Source organism: Lysobacter sp. TAF61 (assembly GCF_052113485.1).
Classification (GTDB): Bacteria; Pseudomonadota; Gammaproteobacteria; order Xanthomonadales; family Xanthomonadaceae; genus Lysobacter_J.
Genome location: NZ_JBFRDH010000019.1, coordinates 1 through 1,539, shown reverse-complemented (window position 1 = coordinate 1,539; position 1,539 = coordinate 1). Strand labels below are relative to the sequence as shown.

1 protein-coding gene is annotated in these 1,539 nt (G+C 61.3%); it reads left to right on the top strand.

Translation table 11 applies throughout. The features are described 5' to 3' along the window. The first annotated feature begins 571 nt into the window (after positions 1–571). Positions 572–1,360: a hypothetical protein gene (locus tag AB4Y64_RS17620; RefSeq protein ID WP_441817745.1), complete on the top strand. Its 789-nt coding sequence runs from the start codon at positions 572–574 to the stop codon at positions 1,358–1,360. The last annotated feature ends 179 nt before the right edge of the window (positions 1,361–1,539 follow it).

Here is a 1,539-nt window from a genome sequence, read left to right as displayed (position 1 = left end):
TTGTCGTCGATGATGCAAATCGACACGGAGCGCAGCGAGACATCCAAACCGGTGTAGTAGGTCATCTCATCTCTCCTGCCAAAGCCGGGGCTTTAGATTCTAGGGAGAGCTCGACCAAGCCTGGTCCGCCCGATTACCGATGCTTTTGGCCGAAAGCGGACGTTGATCTAGTCCCTGAACATTCGGGCGTAGCGCCAAAGCCAGCGGTCCAGCTGATGCGGCGCAATCCATTCGCCGCCAGGTGCAACCAATCGGGCGCCGGCCATGCGCCAGCCAGCCCAAGGTCCGTTGAGCGACTGATGGTTGTAGATCACTTGTTGGTGGTGTCTTGCCGCGCAGTCGTTGGGGCAAGCTTGCCCCGGACGCCAGCACGGCGGCCTCTGATCAGTTGTCATGGGATACCCCCGGGAGTGGACCGCGAGCCTTATCGGCCCCTGGACATCAGGTCTGGGTCGGATTACGCCGCGAGGGCGGGTCGGAAATGGCCTACGGGCCCGAAGAGCAGGCGGATTGCTCGCCTAATCCCCTTCGCATAATGCATATCGACTGGTCTGCCTCAGGGCGGGGCACAATGTCCGCTTCCGACCCGCAGCGGACATTCGCAGCCGCGGGCAGCCCCTGGTTGCTGATCGTTCCCGGGATTCGTATCTTCGTGGCGGGGCGCTGCATTCGGGGGCAGCGTTGGCACGGTTCCATCCGTTCGCAAGGGGCAAATATGCGCGCACTCTGTACGCTCGTGCTTGCTGCACTTCTCAGTGCATGGAGCTCAATCGATCACACTGTTCACGTGCTTGGTCCCGGTTCATGGGCTCAGACGCCGGTAGTTCCAGAGGCGATGACCCGGCGCGTCGAGGATGCTGCGATCGAGTATGAAGAACATGCGCCGGTGCCTCGGGTTGCGTTGTTCGACGTTGCCTTTCCAGCATCGGCGGAAGAGTTCGAGAGTACCGACGGCTACGGCGTGTTGCTATTGACGGCCCTGTCACAGGAGAAGATCGAGCTGCCGCCGGAAAGGATCTATGTGACCTTGCATGGCAAGGAGCACGTCCTGAAACAGATTTCCTTCACCAATGCCACGCCGAAGCAGAGCCCGAGGGTGGAGAGGGTACTCGGGGCCAACCGGTGGGATGCGTTGTACCTGTTCCCTGTCCATCTGATGCAAGACGGCGCCATATTGACGATCGATTTCGCCGCCAATCGCACCGGCTTCGCCTTTGGCCAGTTCACGGCAGGGGACAGGGACGCACTCGGATACGAGGTTGTTGCACCTGGTGGGTTGCGACGCCCTGGCGCGGCTCAGGAAGCGATCATGAACATGGTGGCGCGCGAGTACCCTGGGTTTCTGGACCGCGCCCCCTGAGTTGCTGCCATCTGCACTGACCGCTCCTGGCTGCGGTTTCAACCGGTCGATGCAACACACTGAAGGCTGCCTCGGCAGCAGGGGTGTTGCAGATGAAGTACCGGGCAAGGATCTGTTACACGGAAGGCCAGAAGGCCCTGATGTGGGACCGCTGGCAGCAGGGCGAGTCGCTGCACCAG

What these genes read in the sequence shown, in the direction of transcription:
- AB4Y64_RS17620 (WP_441817745.1), top strand. Translation starts at nt 572, where the DNA reads ATGTCCGCTTCCGACCCGCAGCGGACATTCGCAGCCGCGGGCAGCCCC.